The sequence below is a fragment of the Sodalis sp. (in: enterobacteria) genome (genome assembly GCF_051710625.1).
GTDB lineage: Bacteria > Pseudomonadota > Gammaproteobacteria > Enterobacterales > Enterobacteriaceae > JBPESN01.
This window is the reverse complement of sequence record NZ_JBPESN010000051.1, coordinates 1-4,435: the sequence shown is the minus strand read 5'-3', so window position 1 is coordinate 4,435 and position 4,435 is coordinate 1. Positions and strand designations below refer to the sequence as shown.

The window sequence follows — 4,435 nt, the reverse complement described above, 5'->3', positions numbered from 1 at the left end:
GCCGTGCGGCCGGTTTGGCTTTCCGGGCCCTGGGCGGTACAGGCGGCCAGAATCAACGAGGCCAGCACGACAGGAAGAAGACGTCCCGTTTTAAAACCCAATACATAAGAGGAAAGCATACTGTATCCAGTGATATTCTTTTTAAGATGCTCTATATTAAATAGACAATCCGGATGAAACAATGAATCAACGCCAACAAGCAGATATTTCCGCATCAACGCTGTATGTAATACCGACTCCCATTGGTAATCTGGAGGACATCACCCGGCGGGCGCTGTCTGTCCTGCAGGGCGTTGATCTTATTGCTGCTGAGGATACTCGTCATACCGGTCTATTGTTACAATATTTTGCCATAAATGCGCGGCTATTCGCGTTGCACGACCATAATGAACAGCAAAAAGCAGATATTTTACTGGCGAAGCTGCAAGACGGACAGAGTATAGCGCTGGTTAGTGACGCTGGCACGCCGCTTATCAACGACCCAGGCTATCACTTGGTACGCCGCTGCCGCGAGGCTGGTATCCGCGTGGTGCCGTTGCCGGGCGCCTGTGCGGCCATCACCGCGCTATCGGCCGCCGGGCTGCCGTCCGATCGTTTTTGCTATGAAGGCTTTCTGCCGGCGAAGCGTAAAGCGCGTCTCGATTTCCTCCAGGTGCTGACGCAGGAGCCGCGTACGCTGATTTTCTACGAATCGACTCACCGGCTGCTGGAGAGCCTGGAAGATATGACGACCGCCTGGGGCCCGCTGCGCTATGTGGTGCTGGCGCGGGAGCTGACTAAAACCTGGGAGGCGCTTTATGGCGCGCCGGTCGCTAAGCTTCTGGCCTGGGTGCAGGAGGATGAGAAGCGTCGCCGCGGCGAGATGGTTCTTATCGTCGAAGGCTATCACGCGCCGGACGACGTACTGCCGCCCGAGGCCCTGCGCACCTTAGCGCTATTGCAGGCCGAGCTGCCGCTGAAAAAAGCCGCGGCGCTGGCGGCGGAGATCCACGGTGTAAAAAAGAATGCGCTATATCGCTATGGCCTCGATCGGCAACAAAAAGCGTAACGCGGCGCGCTGAGCTGTTCCTGGCGCCGCATATCGCAGATGACAAGCGCCGGGAAAGTCCCTATACTCCGCCCCGGAGTTGACCAGACAGTCGCCGCTTCATCGTCGTCCCCGCAAGGGGAAACAGGTGGAGGGGAGGAAAGTCCGGGCTCCATAGGGCAGGGTGCCAGGTAACGCCTGGGGGGTGCAAACCCACGACAAGTGCAACAGAGAGCAAACCGCCGATGGCCCGCGCACGCGGGATCAGGTAAGGGTGAAAGGGTGCGGTAAGAGCGCACCGCGCGGCTGGTGACAGTTCGCGGCACGGTAAACTCCACCCGGAGCAAGGCCAAATAGGGGTTCACATGGTACGGCCCGTACTGAACCCGGGTAGGCTGCTTGAGCCAGCGCGTGAGCGCTGGCCTAGATGGATGACTGTCCACGACAGACAGAACCCGGCTTAACGGTCAACTCCACTCTTGCGTTAACCCCGTCCCCTATCCTGGCGCGGGGTTTTTTGCCGTCGGCATCCGCCGGCTTAGGATGTCGGGCGGTCGTCGCCGGCCAAATCAATCAATAACGCCCGCAAAGGTGCGCCGGCTTGCAGCGTAAGCGGTTGCTCATCATAGACAAAGGCGCCGGGGCGCCGCAGGAAAGTCGTCCGCGCGCGCCCTGCGGCCCGCCAATCTCCCCCTGACCGTAGACCGATTGCAGATAAGCATGCCGGCCGTTGAGCGGCACCGTCAGGCTTTCTCCCGCCGCGAGCGTCACCTTGGGGTCCACGCCTGCTGGCGCAATTGCAGGCTGCCCTGCTCGCCCTGCGGCGAGGCCGGCAAGACGTGGGCGGCAGCGGGCAGCGTAAGCGATTGCACGGCGGGATTTTCCCGCGTGAGGCAGGCGTCGAGCCATAGCTGCACTCGGGTCAGGGGCACGGCGCCGACATTGTGCTCGCTGTAGCTAACGCCTGGGCGGGCCGATATCGTCATTGCCCCGGATCTTCATTCTCGCGCGTCGTCGGAAATTAACAGCCGCAAACTGTACCGCTTGCTTAATGTCTACGTCGCCACCCCCGACTACCCCATTCATCAAGAACCGGAGTCGCTGTCCGAGGTTGCCCGCGTCAAATATCGCGGTATCGACGATGGCGATACCGCACGGGAGCGGCCGGTGCTGACGGTGCAGCTACTGGATAAATAGCAGCGCCTGACGGTTGAGTACCATGGCGGATAAACACAAGGCGCTGCTCGCCGGGATGGGGGTGGCGACAATGCCTTATCCTCTGGTGGAGGCGGATATCGCCGCCGGGCGACTGCGGGTGGTAAGTCCGGAGTACAGCGCCGGGAGCGATATCATCCTGGCCTGGCGCCGCGACAGCATGGGGGAAGCCAAATCCTGGGTTCTACGCGAAATTCCCAAACTGTTCAGCTAAAGTCCTGCGGCCGTCCCAGGCAGCAGGGGATCATTCATCGTCGACGCCGAAACACTGCGTCGCGGCCGTGGGGCTCGCCAAGATCCTGCTGCGGTCCGATAGAAATAATGCCGTGGGGATTGAGCGTCGGATGGCTGCGGAAATAATGGTGGCGAGTATGGGCAAAATCCACCGTTTCGGCCACGCCCGGCAGCTGATAAATATCGCGCAGAAATCCCGATAAATTTAAATAGTCGCTCAGGCGCTGATGATCGCATTTAAAGTGGGTGTGATAAATCGCATCAAAGCGGATAAGCGTAGTCCACAGCCGTAAATCCGCTTCGGTCAGGCGGGGGACCCGTCAGATAGCGATGCCGGCCGAGGAGGAGCGTCTCCAACCGTGCCAATGCCGCGAAAACCTTTTCTACCGCTTCATCATCGGCCTCCTGACGGGTGGGAAGCCGGCTTGGTAGACGCCATTATTCACCTGCGGATACACGCAGCCGTTAATCTCATCAATGGCGGTATACGCAGATGGGCGGGATAATAGTCGCCGGCCAACAAAGCAGCGCCGTCAAACGCACTGTTGAACATGCGCAGGATATCCGCCGATTCGTTGCTGACAATGGTTTGTTGCTGCTTATCCCAGAGTACCGGTACCGTGACGCGGCCGCTGTAGCCGGCGTCCGCCTGCAAATAAAGTTGATATAGAAAGGCTTTACCAAACAGGGGATCGCCGGTGGCGCCGGGGGAATCGCGGCTGAAGGTCCAGCCGTTCTCGAGCATGAGCGGATAGACCACCGAGACCGGGATCAAAGGTCCAGCCCTTTCAACTGGCGCATCAGCAGGGTTCGGTGCGCCCAGGGGCAGGCCAGCGATACGTAAAGGTGATAGCGGCCGGCTTCAGCGCGAAAGCCGCTGCGTCCTTCCGGCCCGGCGCTTCCGTCGGGGGTAATCCAGTGGCGGAATTGGGACGCCGAGCGATGAAAACGTCCGCCGCTGGCGGCGGTATCGTACCATTTGTCCTGCCACTGCCCCTCTACCCAGTAATCCCATCTCTTCACTCCTTCCAACGTCAAGCTGCTCGACTGCGTGTACAGACGGCTTATTTATTGCCGGCTCTCGCGCCGATGACTTACCTGAACCGGAGGAGCGCGCCGGCTCTGGGCCGTCGCGCCAGGTGATTGCCCGAATCGGCGAACCGCGTCGGCGTTCCGGGCGATAACGCTCATCGCACGTTGGAACCGGCGGAAGGCGCCGTTACCCGCGGTGCTCCTTTTCTCTTCAACAGGTAATCCAGGCTGAAGGCGCCGGGGCCGCTTACCGCCAATAGCAAATAGCCGCCGGCGATAGTCAGGTTTTTCATAAAGTTAATCTGGTTGCCCGCCTGGGTAAAATCCGCATGAAAAATAAACGCCGTCATTAGCGTAAATATCACGGCGATGAGCGCTATGCTGCGGGTAAACGGACCAAACAGGACAGCCAGGCCGCCGCCGACTTCCAGTAAGATCGTCAACGGCAGTAAAAAGCCCGGCACGCTTATCGCCGCCATGTATTGCTGGGTGGCGGCATAACCGGCGCCCACTTTGCCGTAGCCGGCCACTATAAACAGCATAAGCATCAATACACGCGCCACCAGCAGGGCTGTATCATCTAATTTTTTCATGGTTCTCTCTTTGACTAGGTCAGCCGGCGCGACGCACGGCCAGGGCTTGAAAAGATGTAGTGGCACACTGAATTTGGCCACCTGAACAGAGCTGATATGCTCACTTCAGAACAACACGGGTGCACCAATGAAAAGAAGAAATTTTAATCCTGAATTCAAACGCGAATCCGTTCAACTGGTTGTCGACCAAAATTACACCGCCGCACAAGCAGCAAAAGCCATGGACGTCGGTTTTTCTACGATGACGAAATGGGTAAAACAACTGCGTGATGAGCGACAGGGGAAAACGCCAAAAGCCTCTTCCATAACCCCGGAACAAATCGAAATACGTGAG

General features: G+C 58.7%; 5 protein-coding genes, 1 other RNA gene and 2 pseudogenes. 4 read left to right on the top strand and 4 right to left on the bottom strand.

The window, feature by feature from the left end:
* Nucleotides 1-182: hypothetical protein (locus tag ACTBDU_RS11850; RefSeq protein WP_438806585.1), on the bottom strand; the 182-nt coding region annotated here is incomplete at its 3' end.
* Between ACTBDU_RS11850 and rsmI the strand changes: the two genes are divergently transcribed.
* Nucleotides 182-1,048, top strand: coding sequence for a 16S rRNA (cytidine(1402)-2'-O)-methyltransferase (gene rsmI, locus ACTBDU_RS11845; protein WP_438806584.1), 867 nt, complete (start codon nt 182-184; stop codon nt 1,046-1,048). The genes ACTBDU_RS11850 and rsmI overlap by 1 nt on opposite strands.
* A gap of 75 nt (nt 1,049-1,123) precedes the next feature.
* Nucleotides 1,124-1,506: RNase P RNA component class A (rnpB, locus tag ACTBDU_RS11840), an RNA gene on the top strand.
* Nucleotides 1,507-1,794: 288 nt separating this feature from the next.
* Here rnpB and ACTBDU_RS11835 read toward each other — a convergent pair.
* On the bottom strand, nt 1,795-2,013 hold the full coding sequence (locus ACTBDU_RS11835; RefSeq protein WP_438806583.1) for a hypothetical protein: 219 nt from the start codon (nt 2,011-2,013) through the stop codon (nt 1,795-1,797).
* Between ACTBDU_RS11835 and ACTBDU_RS11830 the strand changes: the two are divergent.
* Nucleotides 1,985-2,456, top strand: a pseudogene (locus ACTBDU_RS11830) (LysR substrate-binding domain-containing protein); the annotation flags it as partial. The gene ACTBDU_RS11835 and the pseudogene ACTBDU_RS11830 sit on opposite strands and share 29 nt — an antisense overlap.
* A gap of 34 nt (nt 2,457-2,490) precedes the next feature.
* Here the strand turns inward: ACTBDU_RS11830 and ACTBDU_RS11825 are convergent.
* Nucleotides 2,491-3,499, bottom strand: a pseudogene (locus ACTBDU_RS11825) (glutathione S-transferase family protein).
* A 164-nt stretch (nt 3,500-3,663) separates the two neighbouring features.
* Nucleotides 3,664-4,101: a DoxX family protein gene (locus ACTBDU_RS11820; RefSeq protein ID WP_438806582.1), complete on the bottom strand. Its 438-nt coding sequence runs from the start codon at nt 4,099-4,101 to the stop codon at nt 3,664-3,666.
* Between the two features lie 127 nt (nt 4,102-4,228).
* Here ACTBDU_RS11820 and ACTBDU_RS11815 point away from each other — a divergent pair.
* Nucleotides 4,229-4,435: transposase (locus tag ACTBDU_RS11815; protein ID WP_438806581.1), on the top strand; the 207-nt coding region annotated here is incomplete at its 3' end.